Source organism: Xanthomonas campestris pv. asclepiadis (assembly GCF_020784175.1).
Classification (GTDB): domain Bacteria; phylum Pseudomonadota; class Gammaproteobacteria; order Xanthomonadales; family Xanthomonadaceae; genus Xanthomonas; species Xanthomonas campestris_D.
The window spans coordinates 23,438-35,400 of the sequence record NZ_JAJGQM010000022.1; the positions used below are offsets into that span (position 1 = coordinate 23,438).

Sequence of the window (11,963 nt, forward strand, 5' to 3'; positions counted from 1 at the left end):
AGTTTTGTTCACAAAAATCCGCTCGCGTCTAGTTAAAGCTTGCGTTCACCTCAGCCGATAACTCAGGCTAATCGCTAGCGCGACGTCGGATTCGCCTGGCGCCCGCTGCCGATTGCACTAGGTGGGGGAGCGCATGCGGACGCAGTGGTTCAAACGGATAGGTCTGGTATCGGTGTTGCTGGCGTACTGCGCCGCAACCGCCGTGGTGGCAACGCCGGTCAGCGTGACCGTTGTCGATGCCAACGGCATGTTGGTCGATGCGGTGGTGAGCCTGGAGCCGGCACGTTCGGTGGCGGCCGGGGCGCCCCGGACCGTCGAGATGGATCAGGTCAATTCGCAATTCGTGCCGGCCGTCCTGGCGGTGCGCACCGGCACCTTGGTGCGCTTTCCGAACAACGATCAGATCCGCCATCAGGTCTATTCGTTTTCGCCTGCCAAGCGTTTCGAATTGCCACTGTTCCAGGGCACCAAGGCCACACCGATCCGTTTCGATCAGGCGGGCCTGGTGACGATTGGCTGCAATATCCACGACTGGATGCTGGGCTATATCGTCGTGCTGGACACGCCGTATTTCGGCAAGACCGGCAGCGACGGCCGTGTGCAGCTGGATGCACCGGCAGGCACTTACACGCTGCGGGTCTGGCATCCGCGCATCAAGGGCGCTGTGGTCACCGAGCCGGTGGCGCTTGCGCGCGATGCCGTGCAGCGCCGCATCACGCTCCAGACCACCGGCGCTGCACCAATGGCGGCACCACCGGATGAGCGCGTGCGCGCGCTGCAGGACAAATTCCGTCGTGCCGAGCCGAAGAAGCCGCATCCATGAAGGCCATGCGTCTGCATACCCGGATCGCGGTCTTCCTGGTGCTGGTTGTGCTCGCCACGCAGGCCTTGACCTTCATCGCGGTGCAGGTCGCCACCGAGCGCAGCGTCAAGGCGCAACTGGGCGAAGAACTGCAGATCGGCGAGCGCGTCTGGCAACGCATCAACGTGCGCCGCGACGAGCAACTGATGCAGTCGGCCTCGGTGCTGGCCGACGATTTCGGCTTTCGCGCGGCGGTGGCCAGTGGCGATGTGCCGACCATGCAATCGGCATTGCGCAATCACGCTGCGCGCATGTCGGCGCAGACCGCGCTGTTGTTGTCCCCCGATGGCGAATTTCTGACCGGGCTGGCCGATCTGCCGCAAGCCGAACAACTACGCGCCGTGCAGACCCTGCTGCAGCAGGCGCAACGCGATGGGCGCGCGGTCGGCGTGGTCGCCTTGGATAGACGCATCGTGCGGCTGGCAGTGGTGCAGGTGCTGGCACCGAGCCGGGTGGGCTGGATCGCGATCGGCAACGAATCCGGCGACGGCCTCGCGCAGGATTTCCGTTCCACTACCGGGCTGGATGCGACCTTCTTCACCGATGGCCCACCGGTGCGCGTGCTGGCCTCCACCCTGGAGCCGGCCGCGCGCGCCGAGTTTGCGCAGCAGCTGCCGACCGCCGAGCGCGCGCAGGGCACTGCGGTTCCGTTGACCCTGGCCGAGTCGCGTTACCTGGTCAAACTGCAGTCGATCCAGGGCGACAGCCATGTGCGGGTCGCGCTGCAGGCTTCGCTGGATCGCGCGGTGGCGCCCTATCGCGTGCTCAAGTTGCGCATCCTGCTGCTGGCGGGCCTGGCCACGGCTGCGGCGCTGGGTGTGGCAATCTTCCTGGCGCGCAGCGTCAGCAAACCGGTCGCACAACTGGTGCAGGCAGCACGGCGCATCCAGCGCGGCGATTACCACACCGCCGTCGAAGTGCCATCCGGGCGCGAGCTGGCCGAGTTGGCCGACAGCTTCGGGCGCATGCAGCAGCAGATCGCCAGTCGCGAGCAGCACATCCTGCATCAGGCGCGCCATGATGCCTTGACCGGTCTGCCCAATCGCATCTGGTTGCTGGAGCGGTTGAAGGACGTGGTGGAGCAGACCGTGGCCTCCGGCGGCACCGCCGCGGTGCTGATCCTGGATCTGGAACGCTTCAAGGAACTCAACGACAGCCTGGGCCACGATTTCGCCGATCAGGTCCTGGTCGAGGCAGGCCGCCGTCTTGCCGATGTGGTGCAGGAACCCAATCTTGTCGGGCGGCTGGGCAGCGACGAATTCATGGTGGTGGTGGCGCAGACCGACGCCACCACCGTGCAACAGGATGCACAGCGCTTGCTGCTGCAGTTGCGCCGCCCGCTGGCGCTCCCACAGGCGCGCATCCAGCTGGAAGCCAGCATCGGCATCGCCCTGATTCCCGAACACGGCGCCGATCCGGACACCTTGTTGCGGCGCGCCGACATCGCACGTCGCCAGGGTGGCAATGTCACCACCATCGGCGCCAGCGTGTATCGCCTGGGCCAGGACGAGCAGCATCTGCGCCGGTTGCGCCTGACCGGCGATCTGCGCCAGGCCATCGGCGGCAACGAGCTGACCTTGCGCTTTCAGCCCAAGATCTGCCTGCGCAACGATCGCGTCGAACAGGTGGAGGTGCTGGTGCGCTGGCACCATCCCGTGCTCGGGGCGATCGGCCCGGACGAATTCATTCCGCTGGCCGAGCATTCCGGCGTGATCCACCCCTTGACCCGCTTCGTGCTGGACGAGGCGCTGCGCTGCCAGGCGCAATGGCGCCGGCAGGGGCTGGAACTGGGCATGGCGATCAATCTTTCCGCGCTGGATCTGTCCGATCCCGGCCTGCCGGATTACGTGCGTGGCCGTCTGGAGCATCACGCGGTGCCGGCGCAGTCGGTGACGCTGGAGCTGACCGAAAGCGCCTTGATGCGCGATGTCGAATCGGCGCTGCACATGCTGCATCAGCTGCGCAGTGTCGGCGTGCGCCTGTCCATCGACGACTTCGGCACCGGCTATTCCTCGTTGGCGCAGCTCAAGCGCATGCCGGTGAACGAATTGAAGATCGACAAGAGCTTTGTCATGCAGCTGGCCGAAGGCACCGACGATGCGTTCATCGTGCGCAGCACGATCGATCTCGGACATAACCTCGGCTTGAGCGTGATCGCCGAAGGCGTGGAGAACGCAACCGCCCTGAACCTACTGCGCGGTTACGGCTGCGACATGGTGCAAGGCTATCTGTATTCGCCGCCCTTGGAAGAAGTGCCGCTGGTCGCCTGGTGCCTGCGGCAACTCGATCTGGCGCCGGTGGCGCAGGCAGGAGTGCATTGATGACACAATGGCGATGCACACTGCTGTCTGTGGCATTGGCCGGGCTTGCCATCGCACCCGCGTCGGCGATCGCAGGCGAGGGGCGTCTGCTCGCCACCGGCGGCGTGTCGATGATCGAAGGCAGCAGCGGTGGCGGCATCGTGCCATGGGCCACGCTGTCGGGCTACGGCACCCGCGACGAACTCGGCACCGTCCTGTTCGCCACGCATGTGGACAGCGGCGATTACCGGCTCGACGTGCAAGGCGCCGCGCTCACGGTCGGCAATCGGCTGGAACTCTCGCTGGCGCGGCAACGGCTGGATCTGGGCACCCTGCAGGATCGGCTGGGCCTGCCGTGGAATGCGCTCGGCCAGGACGTGTTCGGCGCCAAGCTGCGGGTCTACGGCGATCTGGTTTACGGACATGCGCCACAGGTCAGCGTGGGTGTGCAGTACAAACGCCTGCGCGATGGCACGCTGCCGCTGGCGATCGGTGCGCGCGACGATCACGGCACCGATGTCTATGTCAGCGCCAGTCGTTTGTTCCTGCAGGGCGCCGGCGGCTATCAATTGCTGCTCAACGGCACGTTGCGCGCGACCCGCGCCAATCAGACCGGCTTGCTCGGTTTCGGCGGCGATCGTCGCAATGCCTATCGGCTGATCGGCGAGGCCAGCGCCGCCGTCGTGCTGTCGCCGGCGTGGGTGGTTGGCGTGGAGTATCGCGACAAACCCGATAACCTCGGCTTCGCCCGCGAGCAGGCCTGGGCGGATGGCTTCGTGGCCTGGTTCCCCAGCAAGCATGTGTCCTTGACCGCGGCCTGGGCCGATCTTGGCGACATCGCCACGCTCACCGACCAACGCGGCCCCTATCTTTCCCTGCAGGTGGCGTTCTGATGAATCGACGGCTGCGCTGGTCCTTGCTGTGCATGCTGGCGCTGATGAGTGCCTGCGCCACCACGCAACCGCGCCCCACGCTCTACGACGAACTTGGCGGACACGCCGGGATCGAGGCGCTGGTGGAAACCATGTTGTCGCGCATCGCCGACGACCCGCGCATCGTTGATCAGTTCGCGCGGGTCAACATCGTCATGCTCAACGAGCGCCTGGTGCAGAAGTTCTGCCATGTCGCCGACGGCCCATGCCCGGATACCGCCAAGTCGATGCAGCAGGCGCATGCGCACCTGGTCATTCGCGAAGGCGACTTCAACGCGCTGGTCGAGGATCTGAACTGGGCGATGGATCAGCGCAAGATTCCGCGCCGCACGCAGAACCGGTTGCTGGCGCGGCTGGCGGCCATGCATGGCGAAATCGTCAATCACTGAGTCGCATCTGGTGAACGCGGCCCTGTGCCTCTCAGTGATCAGAGACCCTGCCGACTTTAACCTGGGCTACTGAGGGTGTATGACTCAGGGCGGGCATGAATCGGATTTTTCACGGAATTTGCGACGAAAGAATAGATGCCTGCTGTCAGGATCGCCGCCAACCCCAATTGGATGATGAGCGCCTTCTTGCTGATTTCTTGAAACGCCACTGCGCAATATGCCAGACAATGAAGGGGGAGAAAGAATCGCGTCTCGATTGCGCCAGGAATGATGGCCATACAAGGTGCGAGTAAGGTCAGTGTGTATAGCATCCTGGCGCTCACTGGCTGCTCGGATGTGGTGAAAAAGATGGCCTTGCCCAGCTGGGTGATCCCAAAGGTAACAATAATCAGGAAAAAGAGAGAGCGAGGATTTTTCTCGGCGGATGGTTGCTTGGTATAGACCTCCCCATCCCTGACGTCCAGCGCTGAGGCAATGTGGCGCAGATAGATTTGAGCGAACGTAATTGGGTGGTCCGCCATCATCGCCAAGATCTTCGCGGAAGACTGGTTGGCCACAAACCCGCCGTTCTTCTCCAGCACCGCGGCGCCGCGCTTGTTGGCGTAGAAGGTCGGAGTTGCTTTGCCGGTGTCGGGGTCAATGTAGGTTTCGTACCTGTCAACGACCATGCCCCATGTCAGCTGCCTGGCAAAAAGTGATGCGCCGCGGACATCGGTCACCAGCAGCGGCGACACAATGGCGTGGTGTTTATAGTTGATCGCCATCTGCGGCAGAGCGCCAAGCAGTGAGCCCATTAGAAAGGTGGTGAGCGCGAAAGCCCTGCCTTGAATGCCCTTGGTAAAAAACGTTACGACAACGATGGCGAGAGCGACGAATGAAAACAGATAGATGGTTCTAATGTTGTATGTCAGGTAGCAGATCAGTCCCGCGGCGAACAGTCCGTAAAATGACTTTGATCTGATTGATTTTACCGTTATGTATAAGGACAGCGCCATCAGTCCAAGCGATGGTGCATCGCTTAGAGGGTAGGAGATCAATCCCGGGAATACCGATGCAACCAGGAGTGTGGGGATGAGCCGTCTTACGGTAGAGGGTTTTCCGCCGAATATCGATCTGTAAAGATCCGGGATCAATATGGAAAATGCATAGGCATATCCGATCGATTGCCCTATTTTTAGAAAAAGTAGTCCTGTGGACTGCGAATGGTCGAAGACAAGCCTAAAGGGGATCAGTAGGAGCGGGTAGGCGTAGCCCCGGATCGTTTGCGGGAAGGTGCCGTCGATGATGGCTGAGCTTATTGCCCAGTAAGCGCCAGCATCGCCTGTAAACTCCCTGGCATCAATGATCAGTTGCGCCGTGAGAAAGATTGCTGCAGCAACAAGGAATGGAAGCGCCCGTGAATCATTGCGTGCTGCCGGTGGCGCATACACTGGTGTTGTGTCGAACCTGATCATCGCTTTTCGCTCGCGTCCTTGATGGTGATGTCATGCGGCGGCCCTTCGGCCGGACGTGTTGCTCAGTGTCTCTGATTCATAAGATATTTGTGCTCACTCTAGTGGACGCACCCGATGCGATCCGCGCGCCATCAGGCGCAATGCAAGCGCATGCGGCAACACGCGCAAGGCTGCATTGACAAGGCGATAGCGCCAGCCAGGTATTGCCAGCACCTGGCCGCGCTCCAGCGCGGCAATCCCATAATCGGCCACGTCGTCGGCTTGCAGCCACGCCCAGCGGGGCAGGGCGGACATCGCTTCGCGGGTGCCGGTGACATCGTGAAACTCCGACCAGGCAAAGCCGGGGCACAGCGCGCAGACCTTGACCGCGCAGTCGGCGTTCTCCAGCGCCAATGATTCGCTGAAGCGCAGCAGGAAGCTCTTGCTGGCGGCGTACAAGGTCTGCCCATCGGCACTCGGTGTCAGTGCGGCGAACGAGGCCACGTTGAGGATGCGGCCCTGGCCGCTGGCGCGAATCATCGGCAACAACCGCCAGGTCAGCTCGCACACCGCGGCCACCATCACCTGCAGAAAGCGCGCATGCGTGGCCCAGTCGTTGTGCAGATAGCGTCCCGGCACGCCGTAGCCGGCGTTGTTGACCAGGGTGCCCACCGTCCAGCCGTTGCGCTGGATCTGCGCAACCAATGTTTCGGCCGCAGTGGAATCGCCCAGATCGGCCGGCAGGACTTCGACCCGCACCAACGGCCGCAACTCCTCGGCCAGCGCCTGCAGCCGGTCGACCCGGCGCGCAGTCAGGATCAGCGACACGCCACGCCTTGCGTACGCGCGTGCAATCTCGCGGCCGATGCCGCTGGAGGCGCCGGTGATCAGTGCGAAGACAGGCGAAACGGACATGGCAGGTTCCTGTTGAGGGGGCGGGAGGACTGGCAATGGACAAAAGTGTGCCGGCTGCCGACAGGGCATGGGCTATTCTGTCGCCTGTCTTCCACTCAGGAACCTGCGCCTGATGCGTCGAAAGATCGTTGCCGGAAATTGGAAGCTGCATGGCAGCCGCGCCTTCGCCACCGAACTGGTGGCCCAGATCGCCGCGCACATGCCCCTGGAGGGTGTCGATGTCGTCATCCTGCCGCCACTGCCTTACCTGGGCGACCTGATCGAGGATTTCGAGGAACACCACCTGTGTTTCGGTGCCCAGGACGTCAGCAGTAACGAGAAGGGCGCCTACACCGGGGAGGTCTCGGCCACGATGCTGGTGGATGTCGGCGCCGAATATGGGCTGGTCGGCCACTCCGAACGTCGCCAGTACCATCGGGAGAGCAGTGAGCTGGTGGCGCGTAAATTCGCCGCCGCCATGCATGCCGGTCTGATCCCGGTGCTGTGCGTGGGCGAGTCGTTGGAGCAGCGCGAGGCCGACCAGACCGAGGCGGTGCTGCGCGCCCAGCTCGAACCGGTACTGGCGTTGGTGGGCAGCGCGGGCTTTGCCCGCGCCGTGCTCGCTTACGAGCCGATCTGGGCCATTGGCACCGGTCGCACCGCCAGCCCGGAGCAGGCGCAGGCGGTGCACGCGTTCCTGCGTGGCGAAGTCGCGAAGGCGGATGCTAGAATTGCCGATTCTCTGCCCATCCTGTACGGGGGCAGTGTCAAGCCCGATAACGCCAGCGAGCTGTTTGCACAGCCCGACGTCGATGGCGGGCTGGTCGGAGGCGCCTCGCTGGTCGCCGAGGATTTCCTGGCCATCGCGCGTGCGGCGGCCGCTTGTTAACCCATTAAGTTTTGTCCGGGGACGGATTTCGAAATGCTGATGTTGATCCTCAATGTGGTCTACGTGCTGGTCGCGCTGGCGATGATTGCGCTGATCCTGATGCAGCGTGGTGCGGGTGCGGCAGCCGGTTCCGGCTTCGGCGCCGGCGCCTCGGGCACCGTGTTCGGCTCGCAGGGCGCCTCGAACTTCCTGTCCAAGTCGACCAAGTGGCTGGCAGTGGTGTTCTTCAGCATCAGTCTGTTCATGGCGTGGTACGCCACCCACGGCGCACGTCCGACCGACCAGAACCTGGGCGTGATGTCGCAGTCGGCCACCCCGGCGCCTGCCGCGGCGGGCGAGCTGACTCAGCCGTTGCCGAAGGCACCAGCCGCCGGCGCAGTTCCGACTGCTCCTTCGCAGCCAGTGCCTGCCGCGCCTGCGACTGCAACGCCTGCGCAGTCCGCACCGGTGCAGCAATCGCCTGCGGCACGCGAAGAAAACGCTTCAGAACCAGCACAAAAACGCTGAAGCCGGTTACAATACGCTGCGCACTGGGATGCCCAGCGGCGCAACGTATGCCCAGGTGGCGGAATTGGTAGACGCACTACCTTGAGGTGGTAGCGACTTAGGTCGTAGGGGTTCGAGTCCCCTCTTGGGCACCATTGTTTGGCTGCAGTTCCTGCGCATCGCCTGTCGAGCGCGGGGTCTGCCTATACCCCATGCCGGCACGCGGCGCGTGCGGGCAGAGGCATGAGAGAATCGCTGTGCTGGCCGAATATTTGCCGAGTCTGCTGTTTCTGATCGTCGCCACCGGTATCGGCATCGTGCTGATGCTGGTCGGTCGATTCCTCGGTCCGCGTAGCCCGGACCCGCGCAAGCTCTCGCCTTACGAGTGCGGCTTCGAAGCCTTCGAAGACGCGCGCATGAAGTTCGACGTGCGCTACTACCTGATCGCGATCCAGTTCATCGTGTTCGATCTGGAAATCATCTTCATCGTGCCGTGGACGCAGGTGTTCATGGAGATCGGCGCCCGTTCGCTGGTCACCATGGGCCTGTTCGTCGGCATGTTGTTACTCGGCTTTATCTACGTGTGGAAGAAGGGAGCGCTGGAATGGGAGTGATTCAGACCCTGGATCGTCTGATGACCAACCCGATGCCGGAAGGCCGGGTGGAAGACATCCTGCGCCCGGAAGGCGAGAACCCCCTGCTCGAGAAGGGCTACGTGACCACCAGCGTCGATGCGCTGCTGAACTGGGCACGCACCGGCTCGATGTGGCCGATGACCTTCGGCCTGGCCTGCTGCGCGGTCGAGATGATGCATGCCGGTGCGGCGCGCCTGGATCTGGACCGCTACGGCGTGGTGTTCCGCCCGTCGCCGCGCCAGTCCGACGTGATGATCGTGGCCGGCACGCTGGTCAACAAGATGGCCCCGGCGCTGCGCAAGGTCTACGACCAGATGCCGGACCCGAAGTGGGTCATCTCGATGGGCAGCTGCGCCAATGGCGGCGGCTACTATCATTATTCGTATTCGGTGGTGCGCGGTTGCGATCGCATCGTGCCGGTGGATATCTACGTCCCCGGTTGCCCGCCGACCGCCGAGGCGCTGGTATACGGCATCCTGCAGCTGCAGAAGAAGATCTGGCGTACCCAGACCATCGCGCGCTGACACCCGTCTTCTTCTACTGAGAGCAGCCAAGCCCCCATGGCAGAGCAAGCATCTTCCTTCACTGACCGACTTGCGGCACGTTTCGCCGGTGCGCAGATCGCCGTGGCATTGCCGCGCGGCGAAGTGACGCTGGAAGTCGCTGCGGCCGATTGGCACGCCACCTGCCTGGCCCTGCGCGACGAGCTCGGTTTCGAGCAGCTCAGCGATCTGTGCGGCGTCGATTACCTGGGCTATGGCAGCGACGAGTGGGATACCGCCGACGTGTCGTCGCAGGGCTTCAGCCGCGGCGTCGAAGGCAAGGCCGTCGGCCGTTTCGCCTGGGGCGAATTTCCCAGCCAGGAAAGTTCCGAAGGCGCCCATCCGCAGCACATGCCCAAGCAGCGTTTTGCGGTGGTGGCGCAGCTGATCTCCTACCAGCACAACCAGCGTCTGCGCGTGCGTTGCTACGCACCGGACGAGCAGGTGCCGGTGGTGGCGTCGCTGACCGACATCTGGCCCGGCGTGAACTGGTTCGAGCGCGAGGCCTTCGACCTGTTTGGCATCGTCTTCGATGGCCACCCGGACCTGCGCCGCATCCTGACCGACTATGGATTTGTCGGCCATCCGTTCCGCAAGGATTTCCCGCTGATCGGCAACGTGGAAGTGCGTTACGACGATGAGCGCAAGCGTGTCGTGTACGAGCCGGTGACCTCGGTCGAGCCGCGCGTCGGTGTGCCGCGCGTGATCCGCGACGATGCCCGTTATGAGACTGCCGCTGGTGAAGTGGGCAAGTCGGAGACCGCCAAGTGAGTGAGTTCCGCCAGGCAACCGATGCCTTCGCGAGCAATCCTGTCGAAAGCAAGCAGGAAATCCGCAATTACACGATGAACTTCGGCCCGCAGCATCCTGCGGCGCACGGCGTGCTGCGCCTGATCCTGGAAATGGACGGCGAGACCGTGGTGCGTGCCGATCCGCATATCGGTCTGCTGCACCGTGGCACCGAGAAGCTGGCCGAATCCAAGCCGTTCAACCAGTCGGTTCCCTACATGGACCGCCTGGATTACGTGTCGATGATGTGCAACGAGCACGCCTACGTGCGCGCGATCGAATCCTTGATGGGCATCGAAGTGCCCGAGCGTGCGCACTACATCCGCACCATGTTCGACGAGATCACCCGCATCAAGAACCACCTGATGTGGGTCGGTTCCAACGCACTCGACCTGGGCGCGATGGCGGTGATGCTGTATGCGTTCCGCGAGCGCGAAGAATTGATGGACGTCTACGAGGCGGTCAGTGGCGCGCGCATGCACGCTGCCTACTACCGTCCCGGCGGCGTGTATCGCGATCTGCCTGATCGCATGCCCAAGTACAAGGAATCCCGTTGGCACAAGGGCGGGGCGCTGAAGAAGCTCAATGCAGCGCGCGAAGGCTCGATGCTGGACTTCCTCGAGGATTTCACCAATACGTTCCCGTCGCGTGTGGACGAGTACGAGACGCTGCTGACCGACAACCGGATCTGGAAGCAGCGTACTGTCGACGTCGGCATCATCAGCCCCGACCTGGCGCGTGCTTGGGGCATGACCGGTCCGATGCTGCGTGGCTCCGGCATCGAGTGGGACCTGCGCAAGAAGCAGCCGTACGCCAAGTACGACGCGGTGGAGTTCGACGTCCCGGTCGGTACCAATGGCGATTGCTACGACCGCTATCTGGTGCGCGTGGCCGAGATGCGCGAATCCAACCGCATCATCAAACAGTGCGTGAAGTGGCTGAAGGCCAATCCCGGCCCGGTCATGGTCACCAATTTCAAGGTCGCTCCGCCAAGCCGCGAAGGCATGAAGGACGACATGGAAGCGCTGATCCATCACTTCAAGCTGTTCAGTGAAGGCTACTGCGTGCCGGCCGGCGAAACCTATTGCGCGGTGGAAGCGCCCAAGGGCGAGTTCGGCTGCTACCTGATGTCCGATGGCGCCAACAAGCCGTTCCGCGTGCATCTGCGCGCGCCGGGCTTTGCGCATCTGTCGTCGATGGACGCGGTGGTGCGTGGCTATCTGCTGGCCGACGTCGTGGCGATGATCGGTACTTACGATTTGGTTTTCGGTGAGGTTGACCGATGAAGGCGACGGGTAATTTCGAGGCGGCGCGCGACGTCGATCCGCAGGTGGTGCTGAGCGACAAGACGCGCGCGCACATCGATCACTGGTTGAGCAAGTTTCCGCCCGATCGCAAGCGTTCGGCCGTGTTGCAGGGCCTGCACGCTGCGCAGGAGCAGAACCAGGGCTGGCTGACCGACGAGCTGATTGTCGGCGTGGCCAAGTATCTGGACCTGCCGCCGGTGTGGGCCTACGAGGTCGCCAGCTTCTACTCGATGTTCGAGACCGAGAAGGTCGGCCGCCACAACGTGGCGTTCTGCACCAACATCAGCTGCTGGCTCAACGGCGCCGAAGATCTGCTGGCGCATGCGGAAAAGAAACTGGGTTGCAAGCTGGGGCAGTCGACGGCCGATGGCCGCGTCTACCTCAAGCGCGAAGAAGAGTGCCTGGCGGCCTGCTCTGCAGCGCCGATGATGGTCATCAACGGCCATTACCACGAGCACCTGACGAAAGAGAAGGTCGACGCGCTGCTGGACGGGCTGGAGTAAGA

At 63.2% G+C, this 11,963-nt stretch carries 13 protein-coding genes and 1 tRNA gene; 12 read left to right on the forward strand and 2 right to left on the reverse strand.

Translation table 11 applies throughout. The features are described from left to right. The first annotated feature begins 133 nt into the window (after positions 1 to 133). Genes LL972_RS11670 through LL972_RS11685 form a run of 4 tightly spaced genes read left to right on the forward strand, consistent with a single transcriptional unit; the run spans position 134 to position 4,483 of the window. Positions 134 to 823 carry a methylamine utilization protein gene (locus tag LL972_RS11670; RefSeq protein ID WP_228327748.1) on the forward strand — a complete coding sequence of 230 codons (690 nt, stop codon included), beginning with the start codon at positions 134 to 136 and terminating at the stop codon, positions 821 to 823. After that, positions 820 to 3,183, forward strand: coding sequence for a putative bifunctional diguanylate cyclase/phosphodiesterase (locus LL972_RS11675; protein ID WP_228327749.1), 2,364 nt, complete (start codon positions 820 to 822; stop codon positions 3,181 to 3,183). Before LL972_RS11670 ends, LL972_RS11675 begins: the two co-directional genes overlap by 4 nt. Further along, positions 3,183 to 4,055 carry a DUF3034 family protein gene (locus LL972_RS11680; protein ID WP_228327750.1) on the forward strand — a complete coding sequence of 291 codons (873 nt, stop codon included), beginning with the start codon at positions 3,183 to 3,185 and terminating at the stop codon, positions 4,053 to 4,055. The genes LL972_RS11675 and LL972_RS11680 overlap by 1 nt, the downstream gene beginning before the upstream one ends. Continuing rightward, positions 4,055 to 4,483 carry a group I truncated hemoglobin gene (locus tag LL972_RS11685; protein WP_228327751.1) on the forward strand — a complete coding sequence of 143 codons (429 nt, stop codon included), beginning with the start codon at positions 4,055 to 4,057 and terminating at the stop codon, positions 4,481 to 4,483. The genes LL972_RS11680 and LL972_RS11685 overlap by 1 nt, the downstream gene beginning before the upstream one ends. Positions 4,484 to 4,539: 56 nt before the next feature. Here the strand turns inward: LL972_RS11685 and LL972_RS11690 are convergent, their stop codons facing one another. Both LL972_RS11690 and LL972_RS11695 read right to left on the reverse strand, forming a co-directional pair. Continuing rightward, positions 4,540 to 5,937 carry a hypothetical protein gene (locus LL972_RS11690; protein WP_228327752.1) on the reverse strand — a complete coding sequence of 466 codons (1,398 nt, stop codon included), beginning with the start codon at positions 5,935 to 5,937 and terminating at the stop codon, positions 4,540 to 4,542. 93 nt (positions 5,938 to 6,030) lie between these two features. Continuing rightward, on the reverse strand, positions 6,031 to 6,831 hold the full coding sequence (locus tag LL972_RS11695) for an SDR family NAD(P)-dependent oxidoreductase (RefSeq protein ID WP_228327753.1): 801 nt from the start codon (positions 6,829 to 6,831) through the stop codon (positions 6,031 to 6,033). Positions 6,832 to 6,943: 112 nt separating this feature from the next. On the opposite strand from LL972_RS11695, the gene tpiA reads away from it, so the two are divergent. From tpiA to nuoE, 8 genes are all read left to right on the forward strand, one after another. Further along, entirely contained in the window at positions 6,944 to 7,699 is a 756-nt protein-coding gene (tpiA, locus tag LL972_RS11700) for a triose-phosphate isomerase (RefSeq protein WP_228327754.1), read from the forward strand. A 33-nt stretch (positions 7,700 to 7,732) separates the two neighbouring features. Then, positions 7,733 to 8,206 carry a preprotein translocase subunit SecG gene (gene secG / locus LL972_RS11705; RefSeq protein WP_228327755.1) on the forward strand — a complete coding sequence of 158 codons (474 nt, stop codon included), beginning with the start codon at positions 7,733 to 7,735 and terminating at the stop codon, positions 8,204 to 8,206. 49 nt (positions 8,207 to 8,255) lie between these two features. Further along, positions 8,256 to 8,340, forward strand: a tRNA-Leu gene (locus LL972_RS11710). A gap of 102 nt (positions 8,341 to 8,442) precedes the next feature. Beyond that, positions 8,443 to 8,799, forward strand: a complete 357-nt coding sequence (locus LL972_RS11715; protein WP_228327756.1) for an NADH-quinone oxidoreductase subunit A — start codon at positions 8,443 to 8,445, stop codon at positions 8,797 to 8,799. Continuing rightward, complete coding sequence (locus LL972_RS11720; RefSeq protein ID WP_016944318.1) at positions 8,790 to 9,344, forward strand: NuoB/complex I 20 kDa subunit family protein; 555 nt, start codon at positions 8,790 to 8,792, stop codon at positions 9,342 to 9,344. The genes LL972_RS11715 and LL972_RS11720 overlap by 10 nt, the downstream gene beginning before the upstream one ends. Before the next feature lie 36 nt (positions 9,345 to 9,380). After that, positions 9,381 to 10,133 carry an NADH-quinone oxidoreductase subunit C gene (locus LL972_RS11725; protein ID WP_228327757.1) on the forward strand — a complete coding sequence of 251 codons (753 nt, stop codon included), beginning with the start codon at positions 9,381 to 9,383 and terminating at the stop codon, positions 10,131 to 10,133. Then, complete coding sequence (locus tag LL972_RS11730) at positions 10,130 to 11,437, forward strand: NADH-quinone oxidoreductase subunit D (RefSeq protein WP_016902995.1); 1,308 nt, start codon at positions 10,130 to 10,132, stop codon at positions 11,435 to 11,437. The genes LL972_RS11725 and LL972_RS11730 overlap by 4 nt, the downstream gene beginning before the upstream one ends. Next, positions 11,434 to 11,961: an NADH-quinone oxidoreductase subunit NuoE gene (nuoE, locus tag LL972_RS11735; RefSeq protein WP_016902996.1), complete on the forward strand. Its 528-nt coding sequence runs from the start codon at positions 11,434 to 11,436 to the stop codon at positions 11,959 to 11,961. The genes LL972_RS11730 and nuoE overlap by 4 nt, the downstream gene beginning before the upstream one ends. The last annotated feature ends 2 nt before the right edge of the window (positions 11,962 to 11,963 follow it).

Bases quoted from the DNA above. Each gene is read 5' to 3' on its own strand.
- LL972_RS11670 (WP_228327748.1), top strand. From the start codon at position 134: ATGCGGACGCAGTGGTTCAAACGGATAGGTCTGGTATCGGTGTTGCTG.
- LL972_RS11675 (WP_228327749.1), top strand. From the start codon at position 820: ATGAAGGCCATGCGTCTGCATACCCGGATCGCGGTCTTCCTGGTGCTG.
- LL972_RS11680 (WP_228327750.1), top strand. From the start codon at position 3,183: ATGACACAATGGCGATGCACACTGCTGTCTGTGGCATTGGCCGGGCTT.
- LL972_RS11685 (WP_228327751.1), top strand. From the start codon at position 4,055: ATGAATCGACGGCTGCGCTGGTCCTTGCTGTGCATGCTGGCGCTGATG.
- LL972_RS11690 (WP_228327752.1), bottom strand. From the start codon at position 5,937: ATGATCAGGTTCGACACAACACCAGTGTATGCGCCACCGGCAGCACGC.
- LL972_RS11695 (WP_228327753.1), bottom strand. From the start codon at position 6,831: ATGTCCGTTTCGCCTGTCTTCGCACTGATCACCGGCGCCTCCAGCGGC.
- tpiA (WP_228327754.1), top strand. From the start codon at position 6,944: ATGCGTCGAAAGATCGTTGCCGGAAATTGGAAGCTGCATGGCAGCCGC.
- secG (WP_228327755.1), top strand. From the start codon at position 7,733: ATGCTGATGTTGATCCTCAATGTGGTCTACGTGCTGGTCGCGCTGGCG.
- LL972_RS11720 (WP_016944318.1), top strand. From the start codon at position 8,790: ATGGGAGTGATTCAGACCCTGGATCGTCTGATGACCAACCCGATGCCG.
- LL972_RS11725 (WP_228327757.1), top strand. From the start codon at position 9,381: ATGGCAGAGCAAGCATCTTCCTTCACTGACCGACTTGCGGCACGTTTC.
- nuoE (WP_016902996.1), top strand. From the start codon at position 11,434: ATGAAGGCGACGGGTAATTTCGAGGCGGCGCGCGACGTCGATCCGCAG.